The following is a 15,166-nucleotide window of genomic DNA, read 5'->3' as shown; positions in this document are numbered from 1 at the left end:
ATCAATCAACGACAAACCTCGATTAGCGGTACTGTTTCAGTACGCTACGACCTAATGTCAGTATTTGCATTTCATCTGAACCGCCCGATACACGATCCACCCGCAGGTCACGCCAGAAACGTGCGATACGGTGTTCACCTGCAATACCCACACCACCGAGGACTTGCATTGCTGAATCCACAACTGCAAATGCTGCGTTTGCACAGAAGTATTTACACATTGCCGCATCACCAGAGGTGATTAAACCGTTGTCACTCTTCCATGCAGTTTCATATAACATGTTGCGCATCGAATTGAGCTTGATCGCCATATGTGCAAATTTTTCTTGAATTAATTGATAACGACCGATGGCTTCACCAAATTGAACACGTTGGTTGGCATAGCGCGCCGCATCTTCAAACGCACACATTGCTGTACCGTAGTTGGTCAATGCCACTAAGAAACGCTCATGATCAAACTCTTCTTTCACACGGTTAAAGCCGTTGCCTTCACGACCAAACATGTCTTTTTCATCAAGTTCCACGTTGTCGAACGTAATTTCACAGCAGCTATCCATGCGCAGACCCAGTTTTTCAAGTTTGTTCACCTTGATACCCGGCTTGCTCATATCTAAGAACCACTCAGTGAAAACAGGTTTATCCGGTGAATCCGCATCGCGGCTCATCACCACGATGTATGGTGTGTACGCACTACTGGTGATAAAGCATTTGCTACCGTTTAAGTACACTTTTCCATTACGGCGAGTGTATGTCGTTTGTAAACTACCAACGTCAGAACCTGCACCCGGTTCAGTAATAGCGGAGTTCCACATCTGTTTACCCGTACCACGGAACGCCATGATTTTGTCGATTTGCTCTTGAGTACCTTCACGCAGAACCGTATTAAAACCACCCGGTAATTGGTACAGAACATAGGTAGGAGCACCCAAGCGACCTAATTCCATCCATACCGCAGCAACCGTAATAAAACCTGCATTTAAGCCACCGTGCTCTTCAGGGATCAGTAGGTTATCAATTTCCATATCCGCTAAGGCTTTTACAAAACGCTCTGGGTATTTGCTTTCACGGTCACATTCAGCGAAATAGCTTTCCCAGTTCTCACTTGCCATCAGTTCACGGATCCCTGCGACAAACAGTTCCTGCTCATCATTCAATCTAAAATCCATATCAATAACCTCTTCAATGTTGTTTCTGAAATATTATTTCTGAGTAAAATTAATCGTTTTTCCAATGCACTCTTGCATCTTTAATAAAGGAGAGCGTTACCATGATGTTCACGAAAAAAAGTGGGCATCCTCCGGCAATAATCGCCGTTTGAATGGGTTTCAATCCGCCTAATGCCAGTAAGACAATGCCAATCACGCCGACAAGTACAGACCAACCAATACGCACTAATAACGGTGGCTCCTCTCCATCTTTCACTGCGCGACAAGTCGACATAGCGAGAGTGTATGAACAGGCGTTAATCAGTGTGACAGTGGCGATAAAGCAGAGGATGAAGAAGCCCCAAATTGTTACAGTGCTCAAAGGTAAAGCGGCCCAAGTTTCAATGATGGCTCGTGCAACACCGAACTCTTCAATCAACTTAGGAATGTTAATGACATTTTTATCAATCAGTTGGAGCGTGTTACTGCCGAGAATGGTCCAAATTAAGGTAGTACCTGCGGTTAAGCCCGCAACCATACCTAAACACAGTTCACGAACAGTACGTCCTTTGGAAATACGTGCGAGGAAAATACACATTTGAATCGCGTAGATAACCCACCAAGCCCAGTAAAACACGGTCCAACCTTGAGGGAATCCACCTTTGCCAACTGCATCGGTATAGAACAGCATGCGTGGCATATACATTAATAATACGCCGACAGAGTCTGTAAAATAGTTGGCGATAAAGCTCGCACCACTGACAATAAGCACCCATCCAAGCATTAAGAAACTTAAATAGCTGCGTACATCACTGGCGGCTTTCACCCCTTTTTGCAGACCAAATGCTACACACACCGCATTGAGGATGATCCAGCAGAAGATAATGATCGCATCAAGCTGCAAGGTATGTGGAATACCAAACAGATATTGAATACATTCAGTCACCAGCGGTGTTGCCAGACCCAAGCTGGTTCCCATCGCTAAAATCAATGCAACCAAATAGAAGTTGTCGATAATGGTACCAAACCAGCCATTGGCACGCTTCTCACCCACCAGCGGAGCCAGCGTACTACTTGGGCGGATCACATCCATTTTACGAACAAAGAAAAAGTAAGCGAAAGCAACAGAGAGGAAGCTGTAAGTTGCCCACGGCAGCGGTCCCCAATGGAACAAGCTGTAAGCTAATCCGATACTTTTAGCTTCATTAGAATAAGGTGCAAAATCAAACGGCGGCGATGAAATATAGTAATAAATTTCAATCGATCCCCAGAACAGCACCGCGGCTGAAGTACAAGATGCGAACATCATAAAAATCCAGCCAGCTCGGCTAAATTCTGGCTTTTCATCCCCTAAACGTTTCTTCGCATAAGGTCCGAAAATTAACCAAAACCAACCACCAAACATAATGACCATATACCATTCAAATGCCCATCCCCAGACATTGGTGACATAGCTAAAGACTTGGTTAATCACTTCGTTTGATGCATCGAGGTCACGTACTGTTAACCAGCACAGTAACCCGACAATAATTAATGGTGGGAAAAAAACTTTCGGTTCTATTCCGACCTTTTTATTTTCTTTGCTCATAGGTCTATTCCAATTTATTATTTAATACATAAGTTTTAAAACAATAAATATTTAACATTCATTTAATGACTTCTAAATAAACGCCTCTTAAATATGCCCAATTACTTATTATCAATAGCCAATTAAAGATTAATTAATTTATTTACTATTTGAATCATGTCGGCTCACCAATAACAATTCTGTTATTAAGGTCACAATATTATTCGTGATAAAAATTTGTTATTAATTTTTACGTTAAAAACAGAAAAATAAACCAATGAAAACAAAGTGATGAAATATAATGTTAGGTTAATGTTATTAAACTCATTCAGTATTGGTGATTAAGCTAGCAATATTGAACATTAGATTGCTAACTTGATGATTTTTACAGTATTGGTGAGTAATGTAACAGTATGAATATTTAAACCTGCTTTAATTTAAGGCATTCAATATTGGTGATATAGGTTTTATTTTTAAATATCCAGTTCGTGATACTCATATAAATATTAAACCACAACTGTTCCATTTATTTTATTCTAGGAGATGTAATGAATATTATTACATGCTACAAATCTGTTCCTGATGAACAAGATATTGTTGTTAATAGCTCAGATGGCTCTTTAGATTTTTCTCGCGCTGACACTAAAATTAGTCAATATGATTTAAATGCCATTGAAGCTGCGAATCAAATAAAAGCGCAGCAACCAGAAAGCAAAGTTATTGCGTTAAGTATTGGTGGCAAAGCACTGACCAACATGAAAGGTCGTAAAGACGTTTTATCCCGTGGTCCCGATGAATTAGTCGTGGTGGTTGAAGACCAATTCGAATATGCCCTGCCGCATCAAAGCGCGATTGCCCTTAGTGCTGCCGCCAAAAAAGTGGGCTTTGATTTGATTCTGTGCGGTGATGGCTCTGCTGACCTCAACGCCCAGCAAGTCAGTATTTTAATGGGAGAGGAGCTGCAAGTTCCTGCCATTAACGGGGTCAAAAAAATCCTCTCTATTGCACCAGATACCATTGTTGTTGAACGTGAACTCGAAGACGAAATCGAAACGTTATCCATTCCACTGCCTGCGGTTATTGCTGTGACTTCAGACATTAACGTCCCTGTTATTCCATCGATGAAAGCCATTTTAGGTGCGGCGAAAAAACCTGTTCAAGCATGGACGGCTGCTGATATCGGTCTTGGTGATGTGGCGGCGTTATCGGCTCAATCGATTGCTGCACCAAAACAAAAAGTTCGTCAGCGCATCATTATTGAAGGCGATGGCGATGATCAAGTTGCACAGTTCGCTGAACATTTAAGAAAAATCATTAAATAATAGGGGGAGTTATGAGCAAATTATCAACCGTTTGGGTACTGAGTGACATGACTTCTCGCTTACCTGAACTGATCGGCGGCGCGCAGACTCTTGGTGAACATGTCAACGTTATCGCATTGGATGACGCGCAAACCACTCAAGCTTTTCAACTCGGTGCGAACCAAGTTATTCAATTATCCGGCAAACCTGATGACCGCATTATCGAAGATTATGCAGATACCGTCGTCGATGTGATCAAGCAACATGGTGATACCGGACTGCTGTTATTGCCAAATACACGCCGTGGAAAACTATTGGCGGCACGTTTAGGCGCAAGACTGCAAGCCGCTGTATCGAATGATGCTACCACTGTCGTCATCGAAGATAACAAGCCAGTTATCAAACACATGGTCTATGGCGGTTTGGCGTTCGGCAGTGAAACATTAAGCAGCTCATTTTCCATCGCCACAGTGGCGACTGGGACTTTTGATTCCGCATCAAGTAATGCATCACTTAGCGGCACAGCCCAAGTTGCACAATGGATTAAACCGAAACAATCTGTTGTACGTACCTCGGTTCAGCAAAAAGCAGGTAACTCCGTTGAGTTAGACAAAGCGCGCCTTGTGGTCAGTGTGGGTCGAGGCATCGGTAGCCAAGAAAATATTGCCATTGCTAAAGCATTAGCGGATTCCATTGGTGCTGAAATTGCGTGTTCGCGCCCTGTGGCTGAAAACGAAAAATGGATGGAGCATGAACGCTATGTGGGTATTTCCAACCTGATGATCAAACCTGAACTGTATCTGGCAGTCGGTATTTCAGGGCAGATACAACACATGGTTGGCGCCAATGGCGCTCAAACAATTGTTGCCATCAACAAAGACAAAAATGCCCCTATCTTCCAATTTGCAGACTACGGAATTGTTGGGGATCTCTTTAAAATTCTTCCAGCATTGACTCAGCAACTGGCCAAATAAACATCCTAAGTAGTGGGGGAACTCCCTCACTACTGTATTAAGTTTGGAGACACTATGTCCGATGATATTTTTGATGCAATCATAGTAGGAGCTGGTCTGGCTGGCTCAGTTGCTGCACTGGTACTTGCCCGTGAAGGTGCTCAAGTTCTCCTAATTGAAAGAGGAAACTATGCGGGCGGCAAGAACGTAACAGGTGGGCGCATGTATGCTCACAGTTTAGAGCGGATCATCCCTGGGTTTACCAAAGAAGCGCCTATTGAGCGCATGATCACCCACGAAAAGCTCTCTTTTATGACCGAAACCGGTGCAATGACGGTGGATTACCAAAATGGTGACCCACAAAAACCCGAAGAAACCTCATGGTCCATCCTGCGTGGAAAACTGGATCCATGGTTAGCTGAACAAGCTGAAAATGCAGGTGCACAATGCATCACTGGGATCCGCGTTGATAAGCTGGTTGAACGTGATGGCAAAGTCGTTGGTGTCGAAGCTGACGGTGATGTACTCGAAGCCAAAGTGGTGATCCTCGCTGACGGTGTAAATTCCCTTCTAGCAGAACAATTGGGCATGACAAAACGCGTCAGTGCCGAGCATGTCGCTGTCGGCGTCAAAGAGCTGATTGAGCTACCAAAAGACGTTTTACAAAACCGCTTTAACCTTCAAGGTAACGAAGGTGTTGCGTGGCTATTTGCAGGCTCGCCAACCGATGGTTTGATGGGCGGTGGTTTCCTTTACACCAACGAAGATACGATTTCGTTAGGGCTAGTCTGTGGTCTACACCACATCAAAGACGCCAAAAAATCCGTTCCACAAATGCTCGAAGATTTTAAACAGCACCCTGCTGTCGCACCATTAATTGAAGGCGGAAAAATGATTGAATACGCCGCCCATGTGGTGCCTGAAGCTGGTTTAAAAATGCAATCTGAACTGGTTCGAGATGGTGTTCTTGTTGCTGGCGATGCCGCAGGTATGTGCATGAACTTAGGCTTTACAATTCGCGGTATGGACTTAGCCGTCGCTTCAGGTGAAGCCGCAGCTCAAGCCGTACTCAGCGCAATGAAAAAAGAGGACTTTAGCAAGCAAGGCCTAAGCGAATACCTCACTTTGCTGGAACAAGGTCCATTGCGCGATATGAAAGCCTACCAAAGAATGCCTGAATTCTTAGATAACCCGCGCATGTTCACCGCATACCCGGAGATGGCACTTGGTATTGCCAAAAAACTGTTCACCATCTCAGATGAAGCCCCTGTGCCTCTGCGCAAAACCATGCTGCAACATGCGAAAAAAGTCGGCTTTATGAATCTAATTAAAGACGGAATTAAAGGAGTGAGAGCGATATGAGTGCTCCCGTAAATGTTGATGTCAAACTCGGTATTAACAAATTTAATGTCGATGAAGAGATCCCCCATATCGTTATCAAAGAGCAACCTGATATGGCGGTACTCGAAACATTAACCAAAGCCTGCCCAGCAGGTTTGTATAAAAAACAAGATGATGGCTCGGTGCGTTTTGATTATGCCGGCTGTCTTGAATGTGGGACATGCCGCATTCTGGGTCTCGGTAGCGCACTGGAAAAATGGGAATATCCACGCGGTACCTTCGGTATTGAGTTTCGATACGGCTGATATAGCTAGCGCTTACTCTCGAAGCGAAGTTATCCCATAAAGTTATGTTGCTTCGAGAGCTTTTTTTATTTTATTGCGCTAATGCAGGTAACGACTATGCAACCTAAAAGCTTTGATGACATCCAGTTTTCCTCAGTCCACCGCCGCATTATGTTGTGGGGCAGCGGTGGGCCTTTTCTTGACGGTTACGTATTAGTCCTCATTGGCGTTGCCTTAGAGCAACTCACTCCAGTGCTTAATTTAAGTAATGAGTGGATTGGTTTACTCGGTGCGGCCACGTTAGCGGGGCTGTTTATCGGTACCTCTTTATTTGGTTATATCTGCGACCAAGTCGGTCGCCGTAAAATGTTCCTGATTGATATTGTGGCTATTGGGGCAATCTCCGTCGCCACTATGTTTGTTTCAACGCCTTTGCAGCTTCTATTAATGCGCTTTTTAATAGGCATAGTCATCGGGGCTGACTACCCGATAGCCACGTCGATGATCACCGAATTTTCTAATACTAAACAGCGTGCTTTTGCTGTCGGGTTTATTGCCGCGATGTGGTACGTCGGTGCCACTTGCGCCAACCTTGTGGGCTATGCTTTATACGATGTTGAAGATGGCTGGCGCTGGATGCTTGGGAGTGCCGTAATTCCCTGCATCGTGATTTTGATTGGTCGTTTTGATTTACCTGAGTCGCCACTTTGGCTGATCCGCAAAGGTCGGCATCAAGAATGCCAAAAGATGATGACCAAATTATTCGGTCAGCCCGTGGTATTTGAGGCCGAAGAGCAAAAGAAAACCCGCTTTATTGATATTTTTACCAAGCGGCACTTCTCTTTTGTCTTATTCACCGCAGCGATTTGGACTTGCCAAGTGATCCCCATGTTTGCCATTTACACATTTGGCCCGCAAATTGTCGGGGAACTTGGTTGGGATCAAGGGAAAAATGCCGCGCTCGGCAATGTCGTCATTAGCCTATTCTTTATGCTCGGCTGCTTACCTGCAATGTACTGGCTCAACAAAATGGGCAGAAGACCTTTACTAATAGGCAGCTTTGCAATTATGACCTGCGCTTTGGCAATCCTTGGCTTATTCTCCAACTTGGGGATCTGCTTGGTAATCATTATGTTCGGTATTTACGCTTTCTTTTCTGGTGGTCCAGGGATATTACAATGGCTGTATCCGAACGAGCTTTTTCCGACCGATATTCGTGCTTCCGCTGTTGGTGTGATTATGTCTATAAGCCGCATCGGAACCATTTTTTCAACATGGGCACTGCCTGTCTTTATTCACGAATATGGCATTAGCCATGTGGTGCTCATGGGGGCTGGCGTTTCGTTAGTCGGCTTAGTGGTTTCCATCCTGTTTGCGCCAGAAACCAAAGGATTAACCTTAGCGCAAACCTCCAAGATGAGCATAATGAAAAGAAAATAGCCTAATACCCGTTTTAAAAATCTTTCGGCTAATCACAACGAAATCTCGGGGATTAAATATCCCCGTGTCCTTGGTTCTATTTCATGCTCTTTAGAGATTAATTCAACTTTATCACTTCTTAAAAATTGAATACCCGTAAGGTCATATCCATAAATATCTTTCAGCGCCCATTCTTTTTTTAAAAAATGGCCGCTTAATAAGGAATCTAGCCGAGCTAAATCAACTTTTATTTTCTCATTAGAATAAGTATTGAGTTTTGTCTGTAATTTATAGCGAAGAAATTCCAACATAATAATGCTTGCATTACATATCGCATATTGGTTTATTGACGCTAAATTCCCACCAATGACATAACATTCCCAGTTATGATGAACATCAACAATCGCATCCACTTCACTATTTTCATATAATGGTATAAAGCCATAAAACATCTGAAGAAGAAAAAGAGTTTCACACTCAGTTAAATAATCATCCGAAGATGAAAAACTAGGTAGCTTATCTCTAATTAACTGAATATAAGCACACGCTTGTTGAAATTGCTCTAGGTTTAAGTTTGTTTCAACACCATAAAACTGTGTTGATTGGCTACACATATGTGTTAACTGATATTTCATAATATAATCATTTGGGATTGATGCTTTTCAATACTCTTGAAAAACAAATAATGTGTTTTCCAAAATATAAATCGCAATTTAAAATTAATTACATACCGTATCTTTATAAGAGCATCCACTTCAATATCAATTGTTTAAAGCAAAAAAACAACATCAATTATTACATATACAAAAAAGATAGCGCCATACTTTAAAATTCAACAATGAAAATCAAAAATAGATTCATTTTCAATTAATAAAAATTTATTATAGTCCAATATTTTATTAATGATAATATTTTTTCAATTAAGAGAACAAGAAATCAATTATATTTATAAATTTATTAAAAATTGATTTTCTTTTTTAGATGGGAATTAAATAGAAACCAATGTTGATAGTTTAAATATAACGATATTTAAACTATCAACTTCAGATAAATGAAATAAAGTAGACGAGCAAGAAAAAATCATTTCACCTTTATGGCATAATCACTTTCCATGTCATCATCACCGCACTGCATAAAATCAGCAATAACGTAATATATTGGAAAGTTCGCTCAGATAATTTCACCAGCAAATATTTCGCTAGCGGCATCACTAACAGTGCCCCTACACATAAAATTAATGCCAGTTTTAAATCCGTGTGACCATCTTGCGCATAAGCCAGCGCCGAAGAGCCTGATAACACCGTCGTCACCACAATTGATGTGCCAATGGCTTGCTTAATATTTAAATCCATATAACGCAATAACATGGGTAGAACGACCACTCCGCCGCCAACCCCAGTTGCGCCTAATACAATTCCCGCCAATACCGCCGGGATCGCCATCGCTTTCAATTGGTTTTCTTTCACGGCAACTTTTTTACGCGGATTAGCAAAAAACATCCGTTGAATAAATAAATACAATGAAAAAATAATGGCGGCGGAGACCAACAGATTAATGCCCCACTCCACCTGTTTTTCATAAGCAGGGATACTGCCTAGCCACGTCACAAACAAGCTGGATAAAAACGTACTTGGCAACATAATCGCCAAGACAATCAGCGCTCCTTTTAAGGGAATATTGCCTAGCCGAAAATGCATGTATGACGAAGAGACCTTCATCAACATAGAGAGAAAGTTGGCCGTTGCCACTGCGGCTAAGGCGTTAAGCCCAAAAAAATAAGTCAGTATGGGTAAAACAATCACACCACCGCCCACACCGGTTGTGCTTATAATCAAGCCAATCAGTGCGCCGATGGCTAACTCTGTGACAATCATGGTGGTTTATCCTGCCTGACTAACGGCTTGTCGACCTTTTTGCAATGCGATGTCTGCATCTTCATTGGCAAGGGTTAAATATTTGAAAAATAGCGTATCGAATATCACCATCTGCAACACTTGAGGTGTGATCACCCCCAGCTGAGAGTGTTGTTCATCATAGTAATATGGCAGCGTTAAATCCGCGAGACGCGCCGCGTCATCTTGCCCAAAGCGCGTTAAAGCAATCGTCGTGCAGCCATTTTCATGCGCCGACTTCAGCATTCGGTTAACTTCTGGCGTATTTCCCCTTGCTGTCACGGCGATGGCGAGATCCCCTTCACCTAAATTTGCCGAATAGCTCAGCTGCACATGCAAGTCAGGGCTAAATAACGCCGATTTATTAACGCGAATCAGTTTATGGAAAATATCATTCGCCACAATCGCTGATGAGCCAATACCAAATAGCACAATGCGCTTCGCTTCAACCAATTTTTGTGCGACGGCATCAACCGCGGCGGGCTCTAGCAGTTCTAAGGATTTTTCAATGGCACTAATAAATAACTGCCCAGATTTAGCGATAATCTGAGCCGTATCATCGTTACGGCTCAGATTGCCATACAAACTTTCCGCTTTGTGTTGCTTCTCATCAGATAAATAATCGACTTTGAATTCAGGATAGCCACGATAGCCCATTTGCCTTGCAAAACGAATGACGGATGCGCTGCTCACGCCAGCCTCACGAGCCAATTCAGCGGCATTCATTGCCACAAGGCTATCGCGATATTCCAGCAAAAACTTCGCAATACGCTGCTCTGTGCCTTTGCCTCTCGTCAATAAGCTTTCCAATTTTACTGTCAGTGCTGACATGGCTATACCTTCTTATTATTTTTCTGGATCGTTGAAGCCTATTATCATACTGGCAATGAAACCGACAATCCATGCGCCTGCTACCGCAATCAGAAAATCCAGAATCTGCCCATCACCCACCAGCGGAATTAAGGACAAGCCTGCGGTACCAAATGGAATGATAATCCCCACATGGAAGAACGCCATCAGCGCACCGCCTGCGGCACCACCGATACAGCCAGCAATAAACGGTTTACCCAGCGGTAAGGAAACACCGAACAGTAATGGCTCACCCACGCCGAAGATACCGACGGGTAACGCGCCCACTAAGGTTTTCTTTAAACGCTGGTTTTTGGTTTTCAGGAACACCCAGAAACATGACCCCACTTGCCCCATTCCGCCCATGGCTAAGATTGGGAATAAATAGTTCAAACCAAAAGTTTGTAGAATTTCCGCATGAATTGGGATCAAACCTTGGTGCAGACCAGTCAGTAATAAGAATAGGAAGCTGCCACCTAAGATGCCACCCGTTGCTACTGCCCCGCCACCACTACTCAGTAGCGCCACAGAAACCCCTTGTGCCAGCACTTGGTTCAGATAATGACCCGCCGGTTGGAAGACGACTAACGCCACCATTGCAGAGACTAAAATCGTCACAAATGGCGTCACAATCAGATCTAAACTCTCTTTAATGATGCCCCTAAACCACACTTCAAACTTAGAGGAGAACACCACCACCATCAGCACCGCGAAAATTCCGCCGCTATTCGGTTGGAGTTTTTCACCAAATAAGGTGATATCAGCTAAGCCCGGCATCGCTAAAAGCCCCGCCATCACAGCACCAATCGACGTGGATGCGCCTAATTCTTTCGCGGTATTTACCCCAATCATAATGGATAAATAGGTAAATACTGCGCTACCGATCAGCTTTAATAATTTAAACAGCTCAGGGAACTGATCCACCACACCTGGCGCCACTAAACGCACAATATTAATCAGCCCCATAATTAGACCACAACCAATTAACGCAGGAATGGTTGGGACAAAAATTGCGGCTAATGTATTCAGCATACGGCGGATCGAGAACGATTTTTTCTCTGGCGCTGATGGTGTACTTTCATCACTTGCTACGCCGCTGTTTTGCATTCTTTTATTCATCACAGAGAAGACTTTCGCCGCCGTCCCCATGCCCACAATCACTTGTTGTTGTTCACCATTAAAGACAACCCCCTTCACGCCCTCCACTTGCTTAAGCGCATCTGCATCAAACTTGCTATTATCTTTTAAAACCAGACGGATACGCGTCATACAGTGGGTTAAGGTACCCACGTTTTCAAACCCGCCCGCATATTTTTCTATTTCTCTGGCGAGCACTTCCAGATGTTCTATCTTATTAGCCATAGGATTTCCCCGGTGTCGACTGAGTTATGACTCTGTTTATGTTATGTTTTACGCTATTCACTGTGACTGTTTAGCATCGAATCCAAACTGGTGTTCGGGTTACACTGAACAATCTCTGTCGCTTGTTGTGCAGTAATATTCAATTCATGCATCAAAATGGCGCGGCGCGGGTGATAATCCACTTGCTTCAATAATGCTGCCGCAGTGTCTACATCAATCCCGCACACTTCCCCAACAATACGTTCAGCACGACGCAGTAATTTAATATTACTCGCCATCACATCGACCATTAAATTGGTATGAATTCGCCCTAAGCGTCCCATGACACAGGTGCTTAGCATGCCTAAAATCATTTTTTGTGCAGTGCCACTCTTCATGCGCGTAGAGCCAGAAAGTACTTCCGCCCCCACATCCGGCGCAATGGCATACTGCGCTAAATCACTGAGCAAACCGTGTCCACGGGTGGTTATCCCCACGGTTAATGCCCCGATTTGATTACCATATTCAATCGCCGCTAAGGTAAATGGCGTTCGTCCACTTGCCGCAATACCAATAATCACATCTTTTTCCGTTGCACCGCGTGCCCGTAGTTCTTCTACCGATGCTTCCGTTGAGTCTTCAATATTTTCAACGGCTTTCAGCATGGCTGAATGACCGCCCGCAATAATCGATTGCACCATTTCTGGCGATGTACCAAATGTTGGCGGACACTCTGCGCTGTCTAATACCGCCAGTCGACCACTGGTGCCAGCGCCCACATAAAAGATCCGCCCGCCTTGTTTTAAACGATCCGCAATCACATCCACCACATTGGCGAGCTCTGGCAATACCGACTGTAATGCCGTTGCTACCGTGCTATCAGCCTGATTGATCACCGTTAACATCGATAAGGTATCTAAGCGAGAAAACTGCAATGTGTCCTGATTAAGTTCATTGTTCAAACAATCACTGAGCGTATTTTCGGTTACTGACATGGCACACCTCAACTGAAACTATATTTCATTAAAAAATACTATTTATGAATTTTAATTTCAATCCTAATCATTACAAGTTATTCACTTGTGATGATTTACGTGACTGGTCTCACAACAACAACATGAAAAAGTGTGAAAGAACCGGTGGCAACTTTATAAAGCGTTTAAGGCTGCCACCGGATGAGGGTTATTTGACGAGCTTACAGCTTCCGAAAGCGGAAGGGATATGGAAGTCTGGCTTCACTGAATCCGGCTTGATCCAGCTGATCCACTTACGCACTTGCTTAGGCTCACCGGCACTAAATTCGCCGCGCAGAATGGCGCACATCAAGGTTTTCTTGTCATTATCTTGCCAAAGATTCAGCTTGGTGAATTCATCCAGATCGATTTTCCCCGTTAACACATAGCCTTCAGGGGTAACTTGTCCCACCGTTTTTAGTGTTTGCCAATTCCAGCTTGGATCCACTTCTCGGTAAAAATTGGCTTTCGCGTCAAATGTACGCCCAGAAGGGTCCATTTCAGCCGTGTAATACGGTTTTAACTCAGGGCTGGTTGCAAAAAATAATTCCACACGGTCTGAATCCAATACCGCCTGATCTTTATCAGCATCTTTGCCTAGCTGGATATCTTTATCGTCAGCAATAAAGCGAAAATAAAGTGCATTATCGCTCCATAATGCACGAAAATCAGTTTTTGGTGGCGTCTCATTTTCCCACGGATACGTGAAGTCAGTGAGCACTTCAGCTTGCTCCCAAACCGCCGATTTTTGAGCATCTTCAAGGGAATTGATCTGCGCAGTATGATGAATGGGGTACTCTTTTGCTGCCACGCTGGCAGTCACTAACAAGGTTGTTGCTGCAAATAGGGTGATTAATTTCATGCCTTGCCTCACTTTATCGGTTTTATAATGTGCGAATAACATCATGGTGTTTTTTATAACGGAATCGTTATGATCATTTAAGAAATTAAATTTCATAACACATAACGAATATAGAATTAAAATTTCACCAAGAGCAAGGCATGTTCAATAAAAACCCTCACATTGTGAAGAGGCTCACTGTTTATAATTTCGTTATTCTGACCTTAAACTTAAGGCTAACTTTTCACGAATCGTATCGATAACCACTCTTATTTTTAGCGGTAGAAAGGACGTAGCAACCCACACGACAGAAATTGGGTAACGAGCACTTTGATAGTCAGATAAAATCTCAACAAGCTGTCCCGAATGTATTTTTTCTTGTGCCAGCCACTGAGGCAAATACGCAATTCCCGCCCCTTTTATTGTCGCCAACATAATTGTTTGCATATCATCCATAATCAATTTACTGGTGGGTAAATAGCGGTGCTCTTGCTGAGCTCGATCATACACTTGCCAAGGCAAAATGTGTCCGCCCTGTGTGTAGGCAATAAGCTGATGCTTTTCTAATTCGCTGAGTGCCGTCGGCGTACCGTTTGCCGTTAAATAATCGGGTGATGCACAAAAAATCATTTTATGGTGACCAATTTCATGTGCAATCAATTGGTTTGAATCAGCAAGTTGCCCCACTCGCACTGCGACATGAACCCCTTCTTGCTGTAAATCCACATTCCGGTCATTCAATAACGTTTCAATTTCCAATTTAGGGTAAAGGTTCATTAACTCAATCAGTAGCGGGATAACATATAAGTTTCCCAATAGCCTAGGCGCGGTAATGCAGACCTTCCCTTCGACATTACGCTTGCCGCTTTCCAAGAAGTTTGACGCTTCTTGCAGAGAGTTCAGCGCATGACTCGCATATTCATACAGCACCATTCCATCATCCGTTAATGTTTGCTGACGGGTAGTTCGCTGAAACAGTGCAACGCCTAGGCTATTTTCTAAACGTGAAATACTTTTACTCACTGCTGAACGAGTTACATGTAGCCGCTCAGATGCCGCGGTAAAATTTCCACTTTCAACCACAGCAATGAAAATAGGTAAACAGTTCAAATCTAACTTGTTCATATTGGTGCTCATTTGGAAACAATATAAGGAAAGAATATCACTCATTGTCAACTTATCAAGCCAGATATACTGACCACATCCTAAATTGATAAGGAA

Annotated in this window: 14 protein-coding genes; 5 read left to right on the top strand and 9 right to left on the bottom strand. The window is 43.3% G+C overall.

What is annotated here, in order from left to right:
- Positions 1-22: 22 nt before the first annotated feature.
- Positions 23-1,165 carry a crotonobetainyl-CoA dehydrogenase gene (caiA, locus tag GKR61_RS14350; protein WP_036954121.1) on the bottom strand — a complete coding sequence of 381 codons (1,143 nt, stop codon included), beginning with the start codon at positions 1,163-1,165 and terminating at the stop codon, positions 23-25.
- Between the two features lie 49 nt (positions 1,166-1,214).
- Positions 1,215-2,732 (bottom strand): L-carnitine/gamma-butyrobetaine antiporter, encoded by a 1,518-nt coding sequence (gene caiT, locus GKR61_RS14345; protein WP_036954118.1) that lies wholly within the window; start codon positions 2,730-2,732, stop codon positions 1,215-1,217.
- A gap of 527 nt (positions 2,733-3,259) precedes the next feature.
- Here caiT and fixA point away from each other — a divergent pair.
- From fixA to GKR61_RS14320, 5 genes are all read left to right on the top strand, one after another.
- Positions 3,260-4,033: a putative electron transfer flavoprotein FixA gene (gene fixA, locus GKR61_RS14340; protein ID WP_036954115.1), complete on the top strand. Its 774-nt coding sequence runs from the start codon at positions 3,260-3,262 to the stop codon at positions 4,031-4,033.
- Positions 4,034-4,044: 11 nt separating this feature from the next.
- A complete protein-coding gene (locus GKR61_RS14335; RefSeq protein WP_154600401.1) occupies positions 4,045-4,986 on the top strand; it encodes an FAD-binding protein in 942 nt (313 codons plus the stop codon).
- A gap of 54 nt (positions 4,987-5,040) precedes the next feature.
- Positions 5,041-6,327 carry an FAD-dependent oxidoreductase FixC gene (gene fixC, locus GKR61_RS14330; RefSeq protein WP_036954109.1) on the top strand — a complete coding sequence of 429 codons (1,287 nt, stop codon included), beginning with the start codon at positions 5,041-5,043 and terminating at the stop codon, positions 6,325-6,327.
- Entirely contained in the window at positions 6,324-6,611 is a 288-nt protein-coding gene (gene fixX / locus GKR61_RS14325) for a ferredoxin-like protein FixX (protein WP_036954107.1), read from the top strand. Before fixC ends, fixX begins: the two co-directional genes overlap by 4 nt.
- A 96-nt stretch (positions 6,612-6,707) precedes the next feature.
- Complete coding sequence (locus tag GKR61_RS14320; protein ID WP_108479456.1) at positions 6,708-8,030, top strand: MFS transporter; 1,323 nt, start codon at positions 6,708-6,710, stop codon at positions 8,028-8,030.
- Positions 8,031-8,062: 32 nt separating this feature from the next.
- Here GKR61_RS14320 and GKR61_RS17975 read toward each other — a convergent pair whose 3' ends face one another.
- The 7 genes from GKR61_RS17975 to GKR61_RS14285 form a co-directional block, all read right to left on the bottom strand.
- Entirely contained in the window at positions 8,063-8,644 is a 582-nt protein-coding gene (locus GKR61_RS17975) for a hypothetical protein (protein ID WP_051422722.1), read from the bottom strand.
- Between the two features lie 456 nt (positions 8,645-9,100).
- A complete protein-coding gene (locus GKR61_RS14310; RefSeq protein ID WP_036954101.1) occupies positions 9,101-9,883 on the bottom strand; it encodes a sulfite exporter TauE/SafE family protein in 783 nt (260 codons plus the stop codon).
- A 6-nt stretch (positions 9,884-9,889) separates the two neighbouring features.
- Positions 9,890-10,732: a MurR/RpiR family transcriptional regulator gene (locus tag GKR61_RS14305; RefSeq protein WP_154639854.1), complete on the bottom strand. Its 843-nt coding sequence runs from the start codon at positions 10,730-10,732 to the stop codon at positions 9,890-9,892.
- Positions 10,733-10,747: 15 nt separating this feature from the next.
- Complete coding sequence (locus GKR61_RS14300; RefSeq protein ID WP_154600402.1) at positions 10,748-12,112, bottom strand: PTS transporter subunit EIIC; 1,365 nt, start codon at positions 12,110-12,112, stop codon at positions 10,748-10,750.
- Positions 12,113-12,165: 53 nt separating this feature from the next.
- On the bottom strand, positions 12,166-13,086 hold the full coding sequence (murQ, locus tag GKR61_RS14295; RefSeq protein WP_036954092.1) for an N-acetylmuramic acid 6-phosphate etherase: 921 nt from the start codon (positions 13,084-13,086) through the stop codon (positions 12,166-12,168).
- 187 nt (positions 13,087-13,273) lie between these two features.
- A complete protein-coding gene (locus GKR61_RS14290) occupies positions 13,274-13,966 on the bottom strand; it encodes a carbohydrate-binding family 9-like protein (RefSeq protein WP_230083169.1) in 693 nt (230 codons plus the stop codon).
- Between the two features lie 192 nt (positions 13,967-14,158).
- A complete protein-coding gene (locus GKR61_RS14285; protein WP_108479459.1) occupies positions 14,159-15,070 on the bottom strand; it encodes a LysR family transcriptional regulator in 912 nt (303 codons plus the stop codon).
- Positions 15,071-15,166: the final 96 nt, after the last annotated feature.

Origin of the sequence: Providencia sp. wls1916 (genome assembly GCF_009706585.1) — a bacterium.
GTDB classification, from domain to species: domain Bacteria; phylum Pseudomonadota; class Gammaproteobacteria; order Enterobacterales; family Enterobacteriaceae; genus Providencia; species Providencia lanzhouensis.
The sequence above is the reverse complement of the archived record's forward strand: the minus strand, read 5'-3'. Positions and strand labels throughout refer to the sequence as shown.